The following is a 20,729-nucleotide window of genomic DNA, read 5'->3' on the forward strand; positions in this document are numbered from 1 at the left end:
AGGAGGTGTTGCTGGCCAAGTTGCGTGGCGCGGGTCAGCTCGACTTCTCCCGTGCGACGGTTGATTCCTCGCAGATCCAGGCGAAACGGGGTCGATCGTCCCCAAAAGTCGGTCCGAGTCCGGTTGACCGTGGCCGGCCGGGCTCCAAGCACCATGTCATCACCGATGCACAGGGAACGCCGCTGCGGGTGTTGCTGACCGGCGGCAACCGTAACGACGTCACGCAACTGCTGCCGCTGGTCGAGGCCATCCCGCCGGTGAGAGGCCTGCGTGGACGCCCACGCCGCAAGCCTGGTCACGGCCGCCTATCCGCCGGAGGCCTGAATTGCGCTACGCATCGTTTTCGGAAGTGCTGGGCTCGTGGAACCGCTCCTCGGACGTTCTTGTGCGCTGTGAGCAGCGTCGATCTGAGCGAAATGCGTGGACATGGAAGGCATCTGGTGGAGCCCACCTCCTGCTGGTCCGGATGCAGATCTGGCGGTCCGTGATGAGCAGTTGATCTCTGCCCTGAGGTGTTCGGTGCGTGGCAAGTCCTCGTCGTGCTTTGGCCGGCCGCGCCTCGCGCGATCGGTCACGGGCTGTCGGCTGCAGCGCGTTGGCGACTCCTCTGCTCCGAGGCGCTCAATGCCAACGTCCGCGCCATCGGTCCACTTCGAGAGCTGCCGAGCTGAGCTTGTCGACCGCGACCAAGCCGGTGTGCTGCTCCATCCGGTCGATCTGCAGGTCGGTGCTGCTTCGTGCTTTGGGACGCGGCGTGACGCAGATCGGTGGAGTGCCCGCGAGTCGGTGTGCGATACCGCCCTGCGTGCTGTGAAGATCTGCTGATCGAGATCTTCGGAGCTGTTCCGCACACCGACCCCTGGGTTTGGGAATGAGCGCCTATCAGTACATCGATCCGGGGCCTACGCCTCCGGCTACGTCGCCTGCGACGGCGAAGGTGATGCGCAAGACGGGACGTCGGGATACGCAGCCTGAGCTGAAGTTGCGTCGGGCCCTTCACAAGCGGGGTTTGAGGTTCTTGGTAGACGTCTCGCCGCGGGGTACGAACAGGCGTCGACGGGTTGACATCCTCCTCCGCGGTGCGCGCATCGCGGTGTTCGTGGACGGCTGCTTCTGGCACTCGTGTCCGGTCCACGCTCATCTTCCGAAGAGCAACAGGGACTAGTGGCAGCGCAAGTTGGAGGGCGTGGTGCGGCGTGATCGGGATGCGGATGACGAGTTGACGGAGGCGGGTTGGTTAGTCGTGCGCGTCTGGGAGCACGAGGATCCAGAGGACGCGGCTGATCGGATAGCGCGCTTGGTGAAGGAACGCCGAGGCCGCAGGCAATCTTGACGACGATGTGGGTGGGAGGTCGCCCAGGGCGACCACTGCCCGTCCTGGGCGAGGAGAACCAGGTTGAAGTCCCTGGGGACTTGAACCCCCACATGCAGAACTGCAGTTCAGAAGCTCAGCTGGAACTCAGCCAAAATTCAAAGCATGAAGAAACCCCAGGTCACAGCCGTTGACCTGGGGAAAATTCTTGTCTGAGGGGGACTTGAACCCCTAGACCGGTGAAATTTCCCGTGTTTGGGGAAATCACACCAGAACGGTAGCAGGTGCGTCCTCCGCAGGCTACAACCCTGTGGAACCTCAAGGGGTTTTGTCAGTCGGCGGGGGTTCGTCGGTGTCTTCTGCCCTTGGCGCCGGCATGCGGCTATTCGGGTCATGTTGAGCTATTGCTGCGTCACAAGCGCTGTGTGGCGACGTTCCAGCACTGCCTCATCGGGCGGTGTTGGATGCGGGGTGCGCAGTGACCGAGGCAGAGGGAACAGATCCATCCGGAGCAGCAGGGCACGGCCGTCGCAGGCCGCGACATCGGGGGCGTGCGTGTAGCGAGTCGATGGTGCGGTTCGCTTTTTACGGTCGGATGTCGACGAAGGAGTTCCAGGACCACGAGACGTCGCTGAGCTGGCAGCTCGAGGTTGCCGAGGAGACGATCGCCGGCCGCGGGCTGATCGTGGCCGAGTACTTCGATGAGGGCTGTTCGCGTCGGCGGTCCTGGTCCAAGCGGCGGTGCGCGGCAGCACTGCTGACCGCGACGCAGAGCCCGGACCGTGGGTTTGATGCCGTTGTCGTCGGCGAGTATGAGCGGGCTTTCTACGGAGATCAGTTCCGGGCCGTGATGACCTTCTTGGCCGAGCAGGGTGTGCAGTTGTGGTTGCCGGAGGCGGGTGGGCCGGTGGATCTCGGTGATCCGGCGCATCAGGCGTTGATGTTGTTGTTGGGTTCGCAGTCGCGGCGGGAGGTGTTGCGGGCGCGGCACCGGGTGTTGGCGGCTATGCGCGCTCAGGTCTGTACGCAGGGCCGGTTTTTGGGTGGGCGGCCGCCGTATGGGTATCGGTTGGTTGATGCGGGGCCGCATCCGAACAGTGCCCACGCGCAGTGGGGGCGTCGATTGCACCGGTTGGAGCCGGACCCGGTGACGGCGCCGTGGGTGCGGTGGATCTTTGAGCAGCGCGCCTCTGGGCGCAGCGTCGCTGGAATCGCGCGAGAACTGAACGACCGCCCGCAACCAGGCACCGGTCATGAAGAACACCTACGTCAGGGAAGACCACCTACTCGCGGCCCTCCGGACCCGTCTGGCCGACGCCACCGGCCATGACGACACGGCTCTGGCCGACTACCTCCGAACGAAGCGACTGATGATCGTCTACCTCGGCCCGGACTGGGCCATCGAATAGCTCCGCTAATAACAGCTCCAATGACACAGTGCAGCCGGGCGGTCGAAAACCATCTTCTCGAACTCTGACCAGTACCTCAGCGACATGTCCGCCAGCCGTACATGGCCCCGACGGCCTGGCGCGACTCCTGCGCTCGGATTCACTGGCCCATCGTTTCCGTCCACTATGGAGTATCTCGCGTTTCAGGGTGGCGAAGAACGCTTCCGCGAGGGCGTTGTCGTAAGAGGATCCGATCCGGCCCATTGACCGACGCACCCCATGGGTCTCAGGCCTTGGCGAACTCAGCCGAGGTGTACTGGCTACCGCGGTCGGAGTGAAGACGACCCCGTCAACGTCCCCGCCGCGAGCGCCCACAGCGGCGGTGCGAGCGTCGCAGGCCAGCTCGGCCCGCATGTGGGTGTTGATCGACCAGCCGACCAGCCGCCGGGAAGAAATGTCGATCACGGTCGCCAGTACAGATAGTCCTCCCCGACGGGCACATGGCAGGCGACAATCGCGCCTACGGTTTGGGGGGTATCGACCGCTTCAGCGGATAGTTGCGCGACCATTCCGCACTGACCTCGCGCAGTGCCTGGATGAGCTTTCGTACCGCGGGAGCCGGTTGAGCGTCCGTGCGCCAGATCATGCAGACGGTCAGCTGGGGCGGGTCCCAGTCCGTTAGGGGTGTGGCGATCTCGTCGGCGTGGTGGTCGCGGAGCGCATGCCGGGGCAGCATGGCGATGCCCACTCCGGCGGCGACCATGAGCAGGCTCGTGTGCGGGTTGGTCGTCTCGTAGACGATGTCCTGTGCTGTTGGTGCGAATGCCGAGTCCACTAGCTCCCGCAGTGCGAAGCCGCGCGCGGAGACAACCCAGGACTGGCCCTCGAGGTCCTGGATGCTGACGGTTGGTTTGTTCGCCAGCGGATGGCTCCGGTGCACGCACAGCACGACTTCATCGGTGATCAGATCGGTCGCGGTGAGGCTCGCGCTGGAGGCCGGATCGCCGGGGCCCACCACCAGCCCGAGGTCGAGTTCGCCGTTCGTCACGCTGTCGCGCACGGCCTGGGACCCGGATTCCTTCACTGAAAAGCGCACGTTGGGAAACGAGTTCCGATAGGCCGGGACCACTCTCGGCAGAAGTATCTGGCTGGCCGTGGTGACTGCGCCGAGACGGACGCTGCCGCTGCGCAGTCCGTTGATCAGCCCGGCCTCCTCTCGAAGGGCGCGGTCGGCCTGCAGCACCTGCCTGATGTGCGGGAGCAGAGTCCGGGCCTCGGCGCTGGGGAGGACCCCGTTGGCGCGGCGGATCAGCAGGATGACGTTGAGATCCTCTTCGAGGCGCCGGATCTGCTGGCTGAGCGTCGGCTGCCCGACGCCTGCCTCCTGAGCTGCCTTGCGCAGGGAACCGTGGCGGATCGCCGCCTCAAGGTAGCGCAGCTGTTCCGATCTCATGCCGAGACCATAGGCGGCGCGATCGATGATGGCAATCACTGTGGTCGATGGTGACCACTTCCTTGAATCAGTAACTTGCATCACGCTGATAGGCGAATCGAGAGGCCCACCCCCTGAGGCCCTGGATGAAGGGAGACGAGATGCCCCGCGCTACCGAGAGCGCCGCGATGCCATGGCTGCGCCGGCTCGGCGTCGAGACGCCCGAGTTGATCGTCGTGACGGATGAGCAGCTACTGGCGTCGGGCGAGCCGTCGTTCGGGCCACCGTGGGTGGTGAAACCCGACATCGCGGGCAGCGGCAAGGGCCTCGCCGGCCTCGTGCACATCTGCCGGTCCCGGGACGAGCTGTCGACCGCCGTCGCCGCAACCCTTCGAAGCGGCGCGCCCGCAGTGGTGGAGGAGTACGTCGAGGGTGAGGAGTGCTACCTCTCCATCGCCCTTGACGAGACCACGCGTGGCGCCGTCGTACGTGCCAATGCCACCGGCGGCGTCGGCTTCGACGCGCACCAGGCAGCAGCTGCAACGGTCAGTCTGACGGAAGGCATCGAGGACCACGTAGTAGCGGCCCTGCTCGATGAGGCCGCCGTCCACGACCTACGGCTGCGAAGTGCGATCGCTGGTGCGCTGAAGGTCCTGTGGACCGCCTTCTGCGATGCGGAGGCCGTCCTCATCGAGGTCAACCCGTTCCGCTGGGACGGTGAGCGACTGGTCGCCGTCGGCGTGGCGGTCGAATTCGACCCCCACGGTCATCCGGCCGCACAGGCACTCCGACCGACACCACTGGTCGATCCCGACGCTGTTCTGGACCGCGCACCCACCCCGCGCGAGCTGGCGGTGCGCGAGGCCGACGCCGCCGAGCCGAACCGGGCCGGCATCAAGTTCTTCGAGTTGGACGGCGACGTCGCCTGCATGATCACCGGTGGTGGTGCGGGACTGCTCGGGCTGGACTACCTGACGGATCTCGGCATCCGCCCCGCCTGCTATCTCGACGCTTCGCCAGGTGCCAGCAGTGAGAAGCTGCAGACACTTTTCAGTTCCGCACTCTCTGTCCCCGGGCTTCGCGCGGTACTGTTCGGCGGCGCAGTGCTGAGTCTCGCCGATGCGCATGACATCGCGCTCGAGTTCATTGCTGCCGCGGCTCGAGCCGGATTCGACTCGACTCATGTACCGACTGTCGTCCGGCTGGCCGGCCCGCACGAAGCAGAAGCCCACGCAATCCTGAGAAAGCGTCTGCCGGGAGCCCTCGTACTTGATCGCGCAGCGTCGCTCGAAGATGCATGTGACCTGCTGCTGTCCGCCATGGAACGGTCACCGCACGCACCGGAAGGGCTTGCCCGATGATTCGTCGACTTCTCGAAGCCGGTCCTGGGCTTCTCGTGCAAGGCATCACCGGTAGGCAAGGGCGGATGGAGACCCGCTGGATGCTCGAGTCCGGTGTCAAGGTGGCAGCCGGTGTCACACCCGGCAAGGGCGGCTCCGAGGTGCACGGGGTGCCGGTCTTCGACACCGTCGCCGCGGCCGTCGCGGCGACGGGCGCACAGGCTGCGATGAGCTACGCGCCGCCGCAGGCCGCGGCCGATTCGGTCGCGGAGGCGGCGCAGGCGGGTATCGAGCTGATCGTGGTCAGCTCGGAGAACATTCCGCAGCATCGTTGGCTTCGGGCGCTCGAGGTCGCGCGAGCGCACAACTGCCGCGTGATCGGACCGAACTCCCAGGGCGTCGTCGTCCCAGGCGTGGCCAGAATCGGTTGTCCCGGCGGTGACGAACCGTGGCAGCGGTTCGCCCCCGGGCCGGTGGGCATCGTCTCGCGCAGCGGCGGCATGGCCTCCGAACTGTCGATGTTGATGCGGACGTGGGGATTGGGTACCAGCGTGCAGATGTCCATCGGCGGCATGCCGACGGTCGGCACCACCCTCACCGAAGGCGTCGAACTGGTCGCGAGTGACCCGAACACCCGCGCCGTGGTGGTCTTCGGCGAACCGTCCAGTAGCCAAGAAGTCGACTTGGCCCTCGCGGTGGCAGACGGACGAATCGAGGTGCCGATCATCGCGATGGTGGCCGGGCGTGCCGGCGATTCCTTGCCGACGGCGCTGCCGTTCGGTCACGCACCGCGCGACGCCGATGGTGCGACCGTGCAGGAAAAGTGTGCAGCGCTCGCCGACGCAGGCGTCCTCGTGGCCCGCTCGACGCACGACGTACGCGCGCACCTGGCGGAAGCAATCCCGGCCGCGGTGTCTCGCTGACCGGCATCCCTGACAGACAGGAAGAACCTCGCCATGCCCCAGATCGAATCCCGAGCGGATTCCCCGGCCCTGACCGTCGGCACCAGCGCCGAGGACAGCACCGGTCGGCCGTGGTTCGAAGCGGAAATAGCCAAGCGCCGTGAGTTCGCCTTGGCGATGGGTGGCCCGGACAAGATCGAGCGCCAACATGCGCGCGGCCGCTTGACGGCGCGGGAGCGCGTCGAGCGACTCGTCGACGAGGGATCATGGCGTGAGATCGGCATGATGACCGGCTCGGCCCGCTACGACGAACGCGGGCAGCTGATCTCGGTCGAACCGTCGAATGTTGTGTGCGGGCAGGGGAAGATCGATGGCCGTGACGTGATCGTCGTGGCCGAGGACTTCACCGTGCGAGGGGGGTCGTCGGAGGCGACCAATCCCGAGAAGTGGCAGTACGTCGAGCGCTTGGCGCTGACCTACCGTTGGCCCGTGATCCGGCTGGTCGAGACCGCCGGCGGCAGCGTCAACCTCCTCGAGCAGATGTCTGCCACCAAGATTCCCGGATACCCGCACTGGCCGATGGTGGAGTTGTTGGGCACCGTCCCCGTCGTCGGCGTCGCGCTCGGCGCCGCCGCCGGCCTCGGTGCGGTAAGGGTGTGCGCGAGCCACCTGTCGATCATGACCGCCGAAGGTTCCTATCTCTTCGCCGGAGGCCCCGCGGTGGTGAAAAAGGCCGTGGGCGAAGACGTCACCAATGCCGAACTCGGCGGCTCGGGTGTGCATGCGCGTGGATCAGGTGTCGTCGACAACGAGGCAGCCGACGAGTTCGAGGCACTCGAGCAAGTCGTCCGCTTCTTGTCCTACCTGCCGTCGAGCGTCCATGAGCTTCCTCCGGTGACGCCCTGCGCCGATCCGGTGGACCGTCGTGACGAGGCCTTGTCCACGACGATCCCGGCGATCAAGCGGTACTCGTACGACATGCGCGAGTTGCTGGCTTCGGTCTTCGACGACGGCAGCCTGTTCGAGATCGGACGCTACTTCGGACAATCCCAGATCACGATGCTCGCACGTCTCGACGGTCATGCCGTGGCGGTCCTCGCGAATGATCCCAGGTGGCTCGGCGGCTCATTGACCGTCGACTCCGCCGAGAAGATCACCAGGTTCGTCGACATGGCCGATACCTTCCACCTGCCGGTGGTGAACCTGATCGACCAGCCCGGCACCTTCGTCGGCAGCGATGCCGAGCAGAAGGGCACCCTGCGCAAGGGCATCAGGGCGGCGATGGCGCTCGAGCAGGCGCGTGTCCCCTGGCTCTCGCTGTTCGTGCGTCGCGCCTACGGGCTGGCCGGCGCCGCCTACGGCCCGGTGGGGGGTGGCAGCATCAACCGGCGTCTCGCCTGGCCGACGGCGCACTGGGGATCGATCCCCATCGAGGGCGGCGTCGAAGCCGCATACCGGCGCACGCTCGCGGAAAGCGATGACCCGGACGCGCTCCGCAAGGAGCTGTACGCCCGCTTCCTCCCCGTGGAGAACCCGTTCCGGACCGCGGAACGGTTCGGTATCCAGGACATCATCGATCCCCGCGACACCCGCCCGATGCTGTGCGAATGGGTCCGTCAGGCCTACCGAATCCTGCCCGAACATCTCGGTACGACCGCACGCACCATGCGGGCCTGACCGCAAACCCCATCGCGAACGCGACTTACGAGGAATGGAACATGAATCTCCAGCACGCAGACGTCCGACGCATCCTTGAACTGCTGGACACCGCGGAGCATCTCGATTCGCTCGACCTCCGGATCGGAGACGTGGTCCTGCAGGCGCGCAAACCCGGGGCCGCGCCGCTGAGTGCGCCGCCGGTTGAACTCCCCGCAGCGCCCCCCGCCACCGCGGCCCCGGCCGTCAAGACACCACCACCCGCGCCGGTCAGCGCCGCGACCGCACTGGTGGCCGTCAGCAACCCGGCGACATCCGAGGTCCCGGATCGGATGATCGCGATCCGGGCGCCCATGCCCGGCACGTTCTTCCGCACGCCCGCACCGGATCAGCCGCCGTTCGTGGAAGAGGGCCAGCAGGTCGAGGCGTCCGCGACGCTGTGCCTGGTCGAGGTCATGAAGATGTTCAACTCGGTCGCGGCGCCGGCAGCGGGCCGGATCCATTCGATCCTCGCCGAGCACGGGCAAGCTGTGGAGCACAACCAGATCCTGATGATCGTCGATCCAGCCGAGGCGGAGGGCGCAGCATGACCGGCGACATCCCCATCGTTCGGCACGACATCCGGAGGGTGTTTGTCGCCAATCGCGGCGAGATCGCGGTTCGCATCATCCGGGCGTGCCGTTCGCTCGGCATCGAAACCGTTCTCGGTGTATCCGAGGCGGACGTCGACAGCCTGGCCGCGCGGATGGCCGACGAGGTCGTCGTCATCGGCCCGCCCCAGCCGACGCACAGCTACCTCCGGGCGGACCTGCTGGTCCGGGCCGCGAAGCGGGCCCGGTGCGACGCAGTCCATCCCGGCTACGGATTCCTGTCCGAACGCGCGTCGTTCGCCCGTGCCTGTGGTGACGCCGGCCTGATCTTCATCGGTCCGACGCCCGAGTCCATCGACAGCATGGGCGACAAGATCACGGCGGTGGGCCTGGCTGCGGAGGCAGGCGTTCCGTGCGTGCCCGGCTCCGGGGCGGTGTCCGATCCGGACGAGGCCTTGACGATCGCCACCCAGATCGGTTTTCCCGTGCTGATCAAGGCGACTGCGGGCGGCGGCGGACGCGGCATGCGGGTCGTGGGGTCGGCCGAGGAGCTCCCGGACGCGTTCCGATCCGCATCCTCGGAGGCCCAATCGGCCTTCGGCGATCCCACGCTGTACGTCGAGAAGTTCATCGAACGAGCGCGGCACATCGAGATCCAGGTCCTCGGTGATCAGTTCGGCAACATCGTGCATCTGGGTGAGCGTGAGTGCTCGACGCAGCGCCGCCATCAGAAGCTGATCGAGGAGGCACCCTCACCGGCACTCGGGGAAGACGAACGTGCCGCGATGGGGGAGAGCGCGGTCCGCCTCGCGCGGAACGTGGACTACGTCGGTGCGGGCACGGTCGAGTTCGTCGTCGACGACCGCGACAACAGCTACTACTTCCTGGAGATGAACACCCGCATCCAGGTCGAGCATCCCGTGACCGAGGTGATCAGCGGACGCGACCTGGTGGCCGAGCAGATCCGCATCGCATCCGGCCTGCCGCTGTCCTTCGCGCAGGACGACATCGTCCTGCACGGCCACGCCATCGAGTGCCGCATCAACGCCGAGGACCCCGACCGGGGCTTTTTCCCCAGCCCTGGCTTGGTCGAGGAGTGGGCGCCGCCGAGCGGGGAGGGCGTGCGCGTCGACACCCACTGCCATTCCGGGTACACGGTCTCGCCGTACTACGACTCGCTTCTCGCGAAGATCATCGTGCACGCCCCCACCCGGGCCGAGGCGATCGAGAAGATGAGCACCGCGCTGTCCGAGTTGACGGTCACCGGTCCGACGACCACCGCGGCGTTCCACCACGCGGTGCTCGCCCACCCGCACTTCTCCGAGGGGGCCGTCACGACGAGATGGGTCGAGGACACCTTTCTCCCATCGCGTGACCGGGATCTCGGCACTCGTCAGTCCCTCGCAGAGGCGGGAGCATCGGCATGAGCAGCCAACGGCTCACGTTCACCGACACGAGTCTTACCGACGGCCAGGCCGCGGTTTGGGCTGGCGCACTGGATGATCGGATGCTCCTCGCCCCCGCCGGAGCGTTGTCCTCCAGCGGACTCGCGGCGGTCGAGGTGCTCAGTCCGGCGGTCCAGGACGAATGCCTGGCCCGCGATGAGCACCCGCTGCAGCGGGTGGAACTCGCCCGGCGGCACTACGGCTCCGTTCCGCTGCGCGCCACCGTCAACCTGCTGACCGGGCATGGACGACCGGGCGCCGACGTGCTCGGCCCCACGGCGATCGACGGCTGGCTGTCGGCACTCGCCGCGGCGGGCCTGCAGCAGGTGGTCCTGCTGGATCCGTTGCTGGAACTGGTTCGCCTCAAGGCGGCTTTGGAATCCGCCTCCACCGCAGGGCTGACCGCCATTGCGGCCCTGCCCTATGCGGCCGACGACGGCGTGTCGGACGAAACCTACGCGCAGCGAGCGGCCTCGCTCGTCGCTGCCGGCGCTGCGCGGGTGATGTTGCGGGACGAGAGCGGAGTACTGACACCGGACCGGGCTCACACCCTTCTGCCGGCACTGGTGGCGGCTCTCGGCAGCACGCCACTCGACCTCCACACGCGATGCCATACCGCGCTCGGGACCGTCGTCGCTCTCGAGGCCGGCGGGCTTGGCGTCAGTGGCATCGACACGGCGCTGCCCTCGGTCGCCAACGGCGCCTCCCTGCCGTCGCTGCCGTCGTTGATCCGCGTCCTGCGACGCGAGGAGCGCTATCTGGATCTGCCTGACCTCGACAGCCTGCTGGCCGCCGATGCGATCCTCGCCGATATCGCTGACCAGGAAGGCTTTCCGGCTGCGGCGGCGTGGCCTTTCGATTTGGCGACGTACGTCCATCAGCTGCCGGGAGAGGTGGCGGCCGACGTTCGGCAGGCCGTGCGCGAGCGTGGACGCTGGGCAGACCTGCACGAGTTTGCCGCCGAGTGCGCGGCCGTGCGCCGTGAGATGGGCTCGCCGCCGATGGTGGCCCCCTTCGCTCGCGCGATCGCCGAGCAGGCGATGTGTCACTTCGATGGCGAGCAGAGATACGAAAGCCTGCGGCCGGTGCTGCGCCGGTTGCTGCAGGGCGCGTACGGCACGGTCGATGGTGACCTTCGTACCGACCTCCAGGCGCGGGTCGGCTCGCTGCTGTCATCCGAATCCTCGTCCCCGACAGTCGAAACCGATCTCGAGGCCGACGATGAGGATGCTCTGCTCGCCTGGGTGGCCGGAGTCAGGATCGCCACGGTCCCACGGAGGGCGGACGTGGTGCCGTACGAGGCGTTGACCCCTTACGAGAGCCTCGCTCGCGGATTGCTCGAGCGTGCTGGCCGGTACGCCACGTTGAGCGTGCACGCGCCCGGTGTCCGCATCCATCTGCAACAGGAAGGGTGATCCCGTGCTCACCAACCTCCGAAACCTCGTCGAGGCCGAATACGCGCGGACGGGTAAGCGCCGGACGATCGCCCTGACCGACGGCACGCTCCGGGACGCTCATCAGTGCCTGTGGGCGACCCGGATGCGCACCGAACACATGCTGCCGATCGCGGAGAAGATCGAAGACGCGGGCTTCGGTTCCGTCGAGGCCCTAGCGATGGTGGGCTTCGACGCCGGAATCCTGTTTCTGAATCAGAATCCCTTCGAACGGGTGCGCCTGCTCCGCGACCGGATCATGACGACTCCCCTCCGGGGTGCTATCCGCAGCAATTTGCTTCATGGCTTCTACCCCCAGCCGGACGACATCAACGAGCTCTTCATCGAGCGGATGCTGGTCAACGGCATACGTGACTTCGCGGTCCTCGATTCCCTCCACTCGTGGGACAACGTGGCACCCGGAATCCGCGTCGCCAAGCGGCTCGGGGCGAAGGTCACGATCGCTCTCGTGTTCAACCTCGCGCCGGGCTACGACGACGATTTCTACGTCCGGCAGGCACGAGAGGTCATCGAGCGCTTCGGCCCGGACACGATCTGCCTCGCGGATGCCGGTGGCAGCCTGACCGTCGAGCGCACCCGGACGCTGGTACCGGCGCTGCGGGCCGCGATCGGCGACACCCGGCTGGAGCTGAACACGCACTGCTTGACGGGGATGGGGCCGCAGGTCGCTCTCGAGGCGGCGGTGTACGGCGCGGATCAGATCCTGACCGCGATCGACCCGCTGGCCAACGGCCACTCGCTGCCGTCGGCCCAGATGATGGCCCGGGACCTGCGCGCCCTGGGGTTCGACGTCGCCGTCGACGACCGATCGCTCGACGAGGTCGGGGGCTACCTGGGCAAGCTCGCCGACCAACTGGGTTACCCGGTGGGTGTCCCGGCGGAGTACGACCCCTCGAACTACCAGACGCAGTACGCCGGCGGCGCCATGACGAATCTGGAGGCGCAGCTGAAGGCGGCCGGAATTGCGGACAAGCTGCCGGCGGTGATCGAGGAGATCGGCCGGGTTCGCGAGGAGCTGGGTTCGCCCGTCATGGCGACGCCGTTCCCCGCCATCGTCGCGGCCCAGGCGGTGATGAACGTCCTGAACACCGAGCGCTACGCCGTGGTGCCGGACGAGGTGAAAAAGTATGTGTGCGGATACTTCGGCGCGCTGCCTCTGCCCGTTGACGGCAACGTCAGAGACCTGGTGATGAACAACGGCTCGCGCGACATATCCGAGACACCGCCGCAGCTCGACCCGATCCTGCCGCGACTGCGCGGCCAGCACGGGCACCTCTCGCCGGACGAGATGATCCTGCGGTACATGTACGACGACGAGAAGATCGACGCACTCGTCCCGGTCGAGGACACCTTCAGCGTCGAGCAGTCAATCGTGGAGTTGGTGGCCGGGCTCGGACGGATGCCGAGCCGGCGGAACGTGCGACTGGTGGCACCCGGCGTCGAACTGCGCGCCAATGGCTGACACCGCGCCGCGCCCGGAACCTCGCCCCACCGCCGAGACGGCGGCATACTGGGAGGCCGCCGCAGACGAGCGCCTGGTGGTCCAGCGTTGCGAAACTTGCGGGCGCCACCAGTTCTACCCGCGCACTTTCTGCACGGCCTGCCTGTCGGAACGGCTGGATTGGGTGCAGTCCGCAGGACTGGGGCGCATCTACACCTTCACGGTCTGCCGGCTTCCCGCGCATCCCTCGATGACGGACAAGGTCCCCTATGCCGTGGCCATGATCGACCTCGACGAGGGGGTGCGGCTGCTGACCAACATCGTGGACTGCCCGATCGACCTCATCCGCGTCGGCGCCCGAGTCGCAGTGCGCTTCGAACGGATCAGCAGTACCACCGTCCTTCCTCAATTCACTCTGACAGATCTGGAAGACCGATGATCACCGACTACTTCGACGCGGGTGCCGCTCGATACCCGGAGCGCACGTTTCTGCAGTCCGACACAGTACGGCTCAGCTACCAGGACGTCGTGGTCGCGTCGCACGCGATTGCGCACGGATTGACCCAGGAAGGCCTGGGGAGCGGCAAGATCGGCATTCTCTCTCCCAACCATCCCGACGGCTTCGTCGCGATGCTCGGGATCCTGCGCGCGGGCGCCACCTACGTGCCGCTCAACGCCCGCGATCAGATCGAGGACCTGATCTGGTTCATGCGCTTCACGGAAATGTCGGCGTTGGTCTACCACGAGCAGTACCTCCCGCACATCGACCGCATCCGGTCCGAAGTACCCACGCTCACCGCATGTATCGCCTTCGAAGAGCACATCGCGAACGGGCCGAGCACCGAGGCCTGGAAGCGAGATCACAGTGGACAGACCTGCGACACCCGACGAGATCTCGACGACATTGCGTTGATTAAGTCCTCCGGCGGCACGACGGGCCGTCCGAAGGCGATCGTGCAGACCCACCGCTGCCTGCTCGCCGCCTACCGGATCGCCAATCAGTTCACCGCACCGGCGAAAGAACCGGTGCACCTGGTGGTAGCGCCGCTGACCCATGCTGCGGGCGCGACGGCGATGGGGCTGTCCGCCTTCGGCACGCGCAACGTGCTGGCGCCGTCGACCGATCCCGCGGTGATCCTCGAACTGATCGAGCGGGAGCGGGTGACGCACATCTTCCTACCGCCGACGATGATCTACCGGCTCCTGGCGCATCCGGACGCACAGACCCGTGACTGTTCCTCCCTCGAGTACGTGATCTACGGCGCCGCGCCGATGTCGGTCGACAAGCTCAAGGAAGGGTTGGCGCTGTGGGGCCAGGTGTTCGTCCAGTTCTACGGTCAGTCCGAGGCGCCGGGGGTGATCACATGCCTGTCTCGTCAGGATCATTACCTCAGCGATGACCCCGCGGCCGTCAAGCACCTCGCATCGGCCGGTCGGCCGACCGGGGCGTGCGAGGTGGCGCTGATGGATGACCACGGCAACTTCGTCCCGGCCGGTCAGCGCGGGGAGATCGTCGCCCGAGGTGAACTGGTCTGTCCCGGATACCTCAACAATCCCGAGGCGAACGCCGAAGCCCACCGCTTCGGCTGGCACCACACCGGCGACATCGGGGTCTTCGACGAGTGCGGCTACCTCTACGTCGTCGACCGCAAAAAAGACGTGGTGATCTCGGGCGGATTCAACATCTACCCCAGCGAGATCGAGCAGCTGATCTGGTCGCACCCCGCGGTGCAGGACTGCGCGGTCGTCGGTGTGCCCGACGACGACTGGGGCGAGCGGCTCACCGCCGTGATCGAGCTGAAGTCGGAGTCCGATGTGACCGCCGAGAGCATCGCCGAGATGTGCCGGAACCGGTTCGGCAGCATGAAAACCCCCAAGCAGGTCGAGTTCTGGCCCACGCTGCCGCGCAGCTCGGTCGGCAAGGTCCTCAAGAAGGACGTACGCGCCAAACTCATCGCCGGCAACCCGGGGACGGACTGAGAGATGGCGGACAAGCGCACTCTTGCGGGACGGTACGCCATCGTCGGGGTCGGTGAAGCGGGACTGGGGAGGGCGCCCGTCGGCTCCACGTCGCTGTCGCTGCAATGCCAGGCAGCACGCCTGGCGATGCTCGACGCCGGGCTCGGCCTGGCCGACGTCGACGGTGTCTTCGCTCACTGGGACGATCGTGCGAACGCACTCCTCGTTGCGGAGTACCTGGACATTCACCCGCGGTATGTCGACAACACGGTGGTCGGCGGCCAGTCCAACATCACCCATCTGGTCCATGCGATGGCGGCCATTGAGGCAGGCCTGTGCGAGGTCGCCCTGGTCACCTACGGCAGCACCCAGCGCCTGGACAGGAGTCGTGCACGGGGCGGCGTTGTCCAGGACCCGCGCTCGCCGATGGGCCAGTTCGCCACGCCGTACGGAATGCTCAATCCGGTCGGGTACTACGCCATGCTGGCCCAGCTGTACCTCAGCCGCTTCGGCTGTGCGCCAGAAGATCTCGGGGAGGTGGCCCTCGCCGCCCGCCGTTGGGCACAGCTCAATCCGAACGTGGCACGCCAGGCACCACTGACCATGGACGACTACCTCGCCTCACCCATGATCGCCGACCCGCTCCGCAAGCTCGACATCTGCCAGATCAACGACGGCGCCGGCGCCATGATCTTGACCAGCACCGATCGTGCCCGCGACCTGGCGCGGAAACCGGTGTCGATTCGTGGCTTCGGTGATACCTACCGGCATCACATGACACCCCTCGGCAACGAGGACTGGCTCGACAACGGCGCGCTGCGCATGGTCGCCGACGAGGCACTGGCCATGGCGCAGCTCGACCGCCAGGACATCGACATGGTCCAGATCTACGACGCATTCACCATCAACGTGCTCGTAGCGCTGGAAGCGCTCGGCTTCTGCGAACCCGGTGGTGCCGGCGCATTCGTCGGCGGCGGACGGATAGCCCCGGGAGGGACCTTCCCGCTGAACACCTCTGGTGGAGGACTCTCGTTCAACCATTCCGGCCAGTTCGGCATGCAGTTGACGATCGAAGCGGTCCGCCAGCTGCGCGGTGAATGCGACCTGCGTCAGGTCCCCGGCGCACGCACCTGCCTGGTGCAAGCCGGAGGAATGGTCATGTCCGCATACATGGTCATGATCCTCGACGCCGACTGATCTCTTGGCTCGGCCATCGTGGGTCGTTAGTGAAATCCCCTTACCCCCAGGAGGTTCCTCATGCGAGAAACCACTGCTGCGTCAAACCCAATGGTGACCGCCAACCTGCTGTCGCGCCTGGACCGGTTACCAATGACGAGGACAGCGCTGCTGACGATGATCCTCGTGACCGTCATCTGGGTCGCGGAGGGGTTCGAGACCGGGGTGGTCGGTCCAATCCTGTTGCTCGTCAAAGAGCCCTGGGGCCTGACGGCGCAGGGCACCGCCCAGCTCGGGATCGCGTCCACCAGCGGCATCATCGTGGGCGCAGCCCTCGTGGGTCGTCTCATCGACCGCTACGGCCGCAAGGTGGTACTGCTGTGGGGCGTCACGTTGTTTTCGCTGTTCTCCGCGCTGTGTGCGGTGTCGGCGGATGTTGGTTGGATCATGGCGATGCGCTTTCTCGGCGGCCTCGCGCTCGGCGCGGTCTTCCCGATTCCGTACCTCATGCTCTCGGAACTGCTGGGGACCCGGTCCCGCGCAAGAATGATCGCCGCGGCATCCGCGGTGCTCGCGCTGAGCTATCTGATTCCCCAGGCTGCTGCGCTCGCCGTGATCGACCGTCTTCCGGTCGATCTGGCCTGGCGCATCCTGTTCCTCCTCGGCGGCCTGCCGATCCTGGCGGTGCCGTTCATCTACCAGTATCTGCCCGAAAGCCCGCGTTGGCTGCTGCTCAAGGGTCGCGGAGCCGCAGCGCAGGCGCTGGTGGAGCGGATGGAACGCGAGGCGGGATACGGGCACGACAGCGAGCTCTTGCACCCCGGGATCACTGCCATCATGCAAGCGGAATACGAGGCCGGCACCCAACGAGGCAGCGGGTCTGCGGCCCTGTTTCGCCGGCCGCTGCTCGGCCGACTCGTTCTGTGCCTACTGATCTGCGCCGGCGCAAGTGCCGGTGCCTATGTGCTCTTGGTGTACGCATCAACGATTTACGCAGCTATGGGGATGTCAGCCCAGGGAGCGCTGGTCACCACCATCGGGATCATCATCGCTGGCGCAGTGGGGGCGATCACGGTGGGGCAGTTTGCCGACAGATTCGGCCGTAAGAAGACCTTCCTCATCTACAGCCTCGGCGCCGTGTTCAGTTTCAGCATGCTCGCGCTATCCCGGAACATTGCACTCGCTGTCGCCTTCGGTCTTGTCAGCGCGTTCTTCTGCACGGGTTTGGTGCCTTTCACCAAGCTGTTCACGGCCGAGCAATTCCCCACTCGCGCACGGGGAACCGCCGCCGGGTTCGTGGAGTCCGCGAGCCGGTGCTTCGGTGGAGTTCTCGTCGTCGCGTCGATTCCCTTCCTGCAAGCCAATTGGGGGACGAGTGCTCCGTTCTGGCTCATTTGCGCGATCTTCCTGGTGTGCCTCGGCCCCGTCATGCTCCGCGCTCGTGAAACCCGAGGCATGAGCATCGACCAGGCAGGAGCGTCCTGATCTCTGACGCCCAGGCGTCCACGTCTCATTGCTGAGTACGACCTCGAAGTAATCCGCTGTGTGCACGACCATCTCACCAACCAACGGTATCGCCAGCAGTCATAGCCCGGCAGAGAGGTCGACGCGCCTGGGAGTGTGTCGCACGTCAGGCAGAATCCGATCTTCAGGTTTGGCGGGATCTTCCATGCAGCTCCACCACCGGTGCCGACAGTTGACCGGGGAAAGCAGCTCGCACTGGCTTTGAAATGAAGACCCCATAAGCCGCTTCCCAGCAACCTATGGGGTAAAGGAGTGTCCGAGGACTTGAACCCCCACGCGCGTGAAATTCCCCTTATTTGGGGGAATCACACCGAGAACGTTAGCAGGTGGCACATCCGCTGGCTACCAGCCCTCGGCGTCAGCCTGCTCCGTCAACGGATGCGGTTCACCGGTCAGCGCGGACAGTGCAGTCGCAACCTCTTCGACACGGAGTTCGCGCAACAGGTGCTGAAGATGCTCTACGCCGGCCACACCTACGAAGTGGCCGCCCAGGAACTGGCGGTGTCGGTGCGCACGTATCGGCGCTGCGTCGCGGAAATCGTGGAGTTGTTGGGGGCCAACTCGCGTTTCCAAGCCGGGGTGCGGGCCGCCGAGGTCGGATTGCTGCCCGCATCGCCGTGATCGGTCGGCTCCCCATGGCGTTTCCGGTGGCCTGCGAATGGTCGCTGTCCAGGCGAATGGCAGTTGTTTGCCAACGAGGTTGTCCGGCGGCATGCGAGTGACCGCGCATGGCAGCTTGTGGCCGCAGGTCTTGTTGTTCGAATGGGTCGGCAATAGCGTCTAAAGCCTGTCCCATAATGATCAAATATTGTTGGCGTGCATGGGAAATCGTGGCTTGCGGCGTGGCGGGTGGTGTTCAGCGGGCCATGGTGAGGTTGCGCATGAGGGCTACGCCGCGTGCGGCGTGCCAGACGCCGTCGCGTTTGCGTCGGCAGTTGCGGAGGATGTTCCAGGACTTCATGTGCCAGGGCATGCTCAACGCGGGCTCGGACGCGCTTGTGAACGGTGTTGAGTTCTTCCTTCCACGGAGGAAGTTCGCTGCCGTCGCCGGGTTTGCGGTACGGCATGACCACTCCGGTAATGCCTTGGTAGCCGCTGTCGGCCATGACCTGTGCACCCGTGCAGTGCTGGTCGACACCGGATTCGGTGTAGGCCCGGCAGTCGTTGCGGTTGCCGGGCAGCGGTTTTCCGACTGCGACCGTCAGGCGGGTGTTGGCGTCGATGACCACTGCAGGGATCCGGCCAAGCACGAGGACCCCGGACCGCTTCGACATCACCCGCGCGGTGCAGGGCGAGCACCTGGCTTTCTCCTCGGGCATCCACTACTGCCTCGGCGCCCCGCTGGCGCGGATCGAGGGGGAGGTCGCGTTCCGCTGAATGCCCGATCTGCGCCGCGCCGGACCGGCGGTGCGACGCCCGACGTCGGTCGTCCGCGGCATGGCGTCGTTGCCTGTCACCGCTGGCAGAACCGTCCTGCGCACCTGAACCGCTTCCGGGCCTTCCCGGAGCATTCCACCGACCATCCCGAAGCCGTGAGGAAGAGACGATGAGCACGAATCCCTTCGAAGACCCGGACGGCAAGTACCTCGTGCTGGTCAACGACGAGGGGCAGCATTCCCTGTGGCCCGCTTTCGTCGACGCGCCGGGGGGACCGTCGCGCTGCCGGAGACCGACCGGCAGTCCACACACGACTACGTGGAGCGGAACTGGACGGACCTGCGCCCGAAGAGCCTGATCGCGCAGCTGGGCGAGTCCTGATCACGTTCCGCCCAACCAAGAAGTCGCGCCGTCACCAGGATTACCCCAGAGCGGCGAACCCGCGGTAGCGCCGCGGCGGCGCGTGGCGCGGTTCGGTGAGTCGGCTCGCGCCAGCGCGACGAAAACTCGGGAAGGAGCCTGAATTGTCCGACACCATCGGTGTTCCCGTCGGTATTCCGACCGAACGCGACCGGATCTTCGAACTGCCCGTGGAACTGGAGTCGCTGCGGGATCGGAAGCCCATCGGACGGATGGTCTACGGGGACGGCCACCTGGGTTGGTTGGTGACGAGCTACTCGTTGGCCCGCGCGGTACTCGCCGACAGCCGCTTCAGCAGCCGCGCCGATCTCGCCCGCATCCCCGTCGAGCTGCCCGCCGAAGCAGAGCAGGCGCGCAAGGACATCCCGCCGGGCGTGTTCCACCGCATGGACCCGCCGGAGCACACCAGGTACCGCCGGCTGCTAGCCGGTCATTTCGCGCTGCGCCGGATGGATTCGCTGACCGAGACGATCCAGCGGATCGTCGACGAACGCCTGCACGCGATGGACCGCGGGGGCCCACCCGCCGACCTGGTGCGGGACTTCGCGAAACTCGTGCCGCTGAACGTGGTCTCCGAGGTCCTGGGCGTCCCCGAGGACGAGCGCGACCGCTTCGTGCGGCGCGTCTCAGTCCTGTTCGACCAGCACGCCGAGGCCGCCGACGTCGGGGCAGCGACCCAGGCGATCCACACCCAGTTCCAGGAGTTCGTCGACGCGAAGAAGCGGGCCGGGACCAGCGGTGACGTCCTCGGGCACCTGGCGGCTTCGGGCGAGTTGCCCGACGAGGAGATCGCCACCGTCGGAATGGTGCTGCTGACCGCGGGGTACGAATCAACGGCGAACATGCTGGCCCTCGGAACGCTCGCGTTGCTGGAACACCCGGACCAGCGGGCTCGGGCGCTTTCCAACTCGGCCCAGCTCGACAAGGCCGTCGACGAACTGCTGCGCTACCTCAGCGTCACCCACATCGGACCTATCCGCACCGCGCTGCGGGACGTCGAGCTCGGCGGCGAAACCATCAAGGCCGGTGACTCGGTGTCCATAGCTCTGCCGGCGGCCAACCGCGACCCCGAGCACGTCGAGTGCCCGGCCGCACTGGACATCGACAACTCGTCGGCCGGGCACCTCGCGTTCGGCTACGGCGTGCACCAATGCCTTGGCCAACACCTCGCTCGGAACATCCTGCGCACGAGCTATGCCGGGATCTTCCGGGAGTTCCCCGCCCTGCGGCTCGCCGTTCCGGCGGACGAACTCGAAATCTGCACCGAGATGCCCGTGTACGGGGTGTCCCGGCTCCCGGTCGAGTGGTGATGC

The 20,729-nt window shown here is 66.4% G+C and carries 16 protein-coding genes and 5 pseudogenes; 18 read left to right on the forward strand and 3 right to left on the reverse strand.

The window, feature by feature from the left end:
• The 3 genes and pseudogenes from AB0H93_RS30880 to AB0H93_RS30890 all read left to right on the forward strand — a co-directional run.
• Window positions 1-293, forward strand: a pseudogene (locus tag AB0H93_RS30880) (transposase); the annotation flags it as partial.
• Between the two features lie 647 nt (window positions 294-940).
• Window positions 941-1,165, forward strand: a complete 225-nt coding sequence (locus tag AB0H93_RS30885) for a hypothetical protein (protein ID WP_358577386.1) — start codon at window positions 941-943, stop codon at window positions 1,163-1,165.
• Window positions 1,166-1,907: 742 nt separating this feature from the next.
• Window positions 1,908-2,642 (forward strand): hypothetical protein, encoded by a 735-nt coding sequence (locus tag AB0H93_RS30890; protein WP_358577173.1) that lies wholly within the window; start codon window positions 1,908-1,910, stop codon window positions 2,640-2,642.
• A 235-nt stretch (window positions 2,643-2,877) separates the two neighbouring features.
• Here the strand turns inward: AB0H93_RS30890 and AB0H93_RS30895 are convergent.
• Together AB0H93_RS30895 and AB0H93_RS30900 are read right to left on the reverse strand one after the other, a co-directional pair.
• Window positions 2,878-3,254, reverse strand: a pseudogene (locus AB0H93_RS30895) (DDE-type integrase/transposase/recombinase); the annotation flags it as partial.
• A complete protein-coding gene (locus AB0H93_RS30900) occupies window positions 3,221-4,234 on the reverse strand; it encodes a LysR family transcriptional regulator (RefSeq protein WP_358577389.1) in 1,014 nt (337 codons plus the stop codon). The pseudogene AB0H93_RS30895 and the gene AB0H93_RS30900, both read right to left, overlap by 34 nt.
• 59 nt (window positions 4,235-4,293) lie before the next feature.
• Here AB0H93_RS30900 and AB0H93_RS30905 point away from each other — a divergent pair, with 59 nt between their 5' ends.
• The 12 genes from AB0H93_RS30905 (at window position 4,294) to AB0H93_RS30960 (ending at window position 18,240) form a co-directional block, all read left to right on the forward strand.
• Window positions 4,294-5,493, forward strand: a complete 1,200-nt coding sequence (locus tag AB0H93_RS30905) for an ATP-grasp domain-containing protein (protein ID WP_358577175.1) — start codon at window positions 4,294-4,296, stop codon at window positions 5,491-5,493.
• On the forward strand, window positions 5,490-6,395 hold the full coding sequence (locus tag AB0H93_RS30910) for a CoA-binding protein (RefSeq protein WP_358577178.1): 906 nt from the start codon (window positions 5,490-5,492) through the stop codon (window positions 6,393-6,395). The genes AB0H93_RS30905 and AB0H93_RS30910 overlap by 4 nt, the downstream gene beginning before the upstream one ends.
• Window positions 6,396-6,428: 33 nt before the next feature.
• Entirely contained in the window at window positions 6,429-8,051 is a 1,623-nt protein-coding gene (locus AB0H93_RS30915; protein WP_358577181.1) for a carboxyl transferase domain-containing protein, read from the forward strand.
• A gap of 41 nt (window positions 8,052-8,092) precedes the next feature.
• The gene (locus AB0H93_RS30920; protein ID WP_358577183.1) at window positions 8,093-8,620 is read left to right on the forward strand and encodes a biotin/lipoyl-containing protein; all 528 of its coding nucleotides are present in this window, start codon (window positions 8,093-8,095) and stop codon (window positions 8,618-8,620) included.
• Window positions 8,617-10,047 carry an acetyl-CoA carboxylase biotin carboxylase subunit gene (gene accC / locus AB0H93_RS30925; protein ID WP_358577185.1) on the forward strand — a complete coding sequence of 477 codons (1,431 nt, stop codon included), beginning with the start codon at window positions 8,617-8,619 and terminating at the stop codon, window positions 10,045-10,047. Before AB0H93_RS30920 ends, accC begins: the two co-directional genes overlap by 4 nt.
• Window positions 10,044-11,480: a hypothetical protein gene (locus tag AB0H93_RS30930; protein ID WP_358577187.1), complete on the forward strand. Its 1,437-nt coding sequence runs from the start codon at window positions 10,044-10,046 to the stop codon at window positions 11,478-11,480. The genes accC and AB0H93_RS30930 overlap by 4 nt, the downstream gene beginning before the upstream one ends.
• Before the next feature lie 4 nt (window positions 11,481-11,484).
• Window positions 11,485-12,981, forward strand: coding sequence for a hypothetical protein (locus AB0H93_RS30935; RefSeq protein WP_358577189.1), 1,497 nt, complete (start codon window positions 11,485-11,487; stop codon window positions 12,979-12,981).
• Complete coding sequence (locus AB0H93_RS30940; RefSeq protein ID WP_358577191.1) at window positions 12,974-13,399, forward strand: Zn-ribbon domain-containing OB-fold protein; 426 nt, start codon at window positions 12,974-12,976, stop codon at window positions 13,397-13,399. The genes AB0H93_RS30935 and AB0H93_RS30940 overlap by 8 nt, the downstream gene beginning before the upstream one ends.
• Window positions 13,396-14,940 (forward strand): AMP-binding protein, encoded by a 1,545-nt coding sequence (locus AB0H93_RS30945; RefSeq protein ID WP_358577194.1) that lies wholly within the window; start codon window positions 13,396-13,398, stop codon window positions 14,938-14,940. Before AB0H93_RS30940 ends, AB0H93_RS30945 begins: the two co-directional genes overlap by 4 nt.
• Window positions 14,941-14,943: 3 nt before the next feature.
• The gene (locus tag AB0H93_RS30950; protein ID WP_358577196.1) at window positions 14,944-16,116 is read left to right on the forward strand and encodes a thiolase; all 1,173 of its coding nucleotides are present in this window, start codon (window positions 14,944-14,946) and stop codon (window positions 16,114-16,116) included.
• Window positions 16,117-16,176: 60 nt separating this feature from the next.
• Complete coding sequence (locus AB0H93_RS30955; protein ID WP_358577199.1) at window positions 16,177-17,580, forward strand: MFS transporter; 1,404 nt, start codon at window positions 16,177-16,179, stop codon at window positions 17,578-17,580.
• Window positions 17,581-17,871: 291 nt separating this feature from the next.
• A complete protein-coding gene (locus AB0H93_RS30960; protein ID WP_358577202.1) occupies window positions 17,872-18,240 on the forward strand; it encodes a hypothetical protein in 369 nt (122 codons plus the stop codon).
• A gap of 304 nt (window positions 18,241-18,544) precedes the next feature.
• On the opposite strand, the pseudogene AB0H93_RS30965 reads toward AB0H93_RS30960, so the two are convergent.
• Window positions 18,545-18,848, reverse strand: a pseudogene (locus AB0H93_RS30965) (transposase family protein); the annotation flags it as partial.
• 28 nt (window positions 18,849-18,876) lie between these two features.
• Here AB0H93_RS30965 and AB0H93_RS30970 point away from each other — a divergent pair.
• The 3 genes and pseudogenes from AB0H93_RS30970 to AB0H93_RS30980 form a co-directional block, all read left to right on the forward strand.
• A pseudogene (locus AB0H93_RS30970) lies at window positions 18,877-19,104 on the forward strand (cytochrome P450); the annotation flags it as partial.
• A 61-nt stretch (window positions 19,105-19,165) separates the two neighbouring features.
• Window positions 19,166-19,377, forward strand: a pseudogene (locus AB0H93_RS30975) (MbtH family protein).
• A 143-nt stretch (window positions 19,378-19,520) separates the two neighbouring features.
• Window positions 19,521-20,726, forward strand: coding sequence for a cytochrome P450 (locus tag AB0H93_RS30980; RefSeq protein ID WP_358577204.1), 1,206 nt, complete (start codon window positions 19,521-19,523; stop codon window positions 20,724-20,726).
• Window positions 20,727-20,729 lie beyond the last annotated feature (3 nt).

The organism is Saccharopolyspora sp. NPDC050642, from assembly GCF_040654735.1.
In the GTDB taxonomy this organism is placed as follows: Bacteria; Actinomycetota; Actinomycetes; order Mycobacteriales; family Pseudonocardiaceae; genus Saccharopolyspora; species Saccharopolyspora elongata.

Excerpts from the sequence above, each read along its gene's own strand:
- AB0H93_RS30885 (WP_358577386.1), top strand. The coding sequence starts at position 941 with ATGCGCAAGACGGGACGTCGGGATACGCAGCCTGAGCTGAAGTTGCGT.
- AB0H93_RS30890 (WP_358577173.1), top strand. The coding sequence starts at position 1,908 with ATGTCGACGAAGGAGTTCCAGGACCACGAGACGTCGCTGAGCTGGCAG.
- AB0H93_RS30900 (WP_358577389.1), bottom strand. The coding sequence starts at position 4,234 with ATGCAAGTTACTGATTCAAGGAAGTGGTCACCATCGACCACAGTGATT.
- AB0H93_RS30905 (WP_358577175.1), top strand. The coding sequence starts at position 4,294 with ATGCCCCGCGCTACCGAGAGCGCCGCGATGCCATGGCTGCGCCGGCTC.
- AB0H93_RS30910 (WP_358577178.1), top strand. The coding sequence starts at position 5,490 with ATGATTCGTCGACTTCTCGAAGCCGGTCCTGGGCTTCTCGTGCAAGGC.
- AB0H93_RS30915 (WP_358577181.1), top strand. The coding sequence starts at position 6,429 with ATGCCCCAGATCGAATCCCGAGCGGATTCCCCGGCCCTGACCGTCGGC.
- AB0H93_RS30920 (WP_358577183.1), top strand. The coding sequence starts at position 8,093 with ATGAATCTCCAGCACGCAGACGTCCGACGCATCCTTGAACTGCTGGAC.
- accC (WP_358577185.1), top strand. The coding sequence starts at position 8,617 with ATGACCGGCGACATCCCCATCGTTCGGCACGACATCCGGAGGGTGTTT.
- AB0H93_RS30930 (WP_358577187.1), top strand. The coding sequence starts at position 10,044 with ATGAGCAGCCAACGGCTCACGTTCACCGACACGAGTCTTACCGACGGC.
- AB0H93_RS30940 (WP_358577191.1), top strand. The coding sequence starts at position 12,974 with ATGGCTGACACCGCGCCGCGCCCGGAACCTCGCCCCACCGCCGAGACG.
- AB0H93_RS30945 (WP_358577194.1), top strand. The coding sequence starts at position 13,396 with ATGATCACCGACTACTTCGACGCGGGTGCCGCTCGATACCCGGAGCGC.
- AB0H93_RS30950 (WP_358577196.1), top strand. The coding sequence starts at position 14,944 with ATGGCGGACAAGCGCACTCTTGCGGGACGGTACGCCATCGTCGGGGTC.
- AB0H93_RS30955 (WP_358577199.1), top strand. The coding sequence starts at position 16,177 with ATGCGAGAAACCACTGCTGCGTCAAACCCAATGGTGACCGCCAACCTG.